1 pseudogene is annotated in these 381 nt (G+C 36.2%); it reads right to left on the reverse strand.

The annotated features are described in order from the left end of the window. Positions 1–381: pseudogene (fusA, locus tag FUA24_RS23845) on the reverse strand (elongation factor G); the annotation flags it as partial.

A 381-nucleotide genomic window follows, 5' to 3' on the forward strand; every position in this document is an offset into this window, starting at 1 on the left:
ACTTCATAACCAGCTAATGGACCATTAGTCATAGCCATTTTGAATCCTTTCTCAATTGAAGGGATAAATTCTTTAGGAACGTTACCACCTTTAATTTCTGAAATAAATTCAAGACCCTGTTTACCTTCTTCTGCAGGCTCCACTGTAAATACAATATCTGCGAATTTACCACGTCCACCAGATTGTTTTTTGTAAACTTCTCTGTGTTCAGCACGTTGTGTAATAGCTTCTTTATACTCTACTTGAGGTTGACCTTGGTTTACTTCAACTTTAAACTCACGCTTTAAACGATCTACAATAATATCTAAGTGAAGCTCACCCATACCAGAAATAATTGTTTGACCTGAAGCCTCATCTGTTCTAACTGTAAATGTAGGATCT

This window comes from Seonamhaeicola marinus, assembly GCF_008085455.1.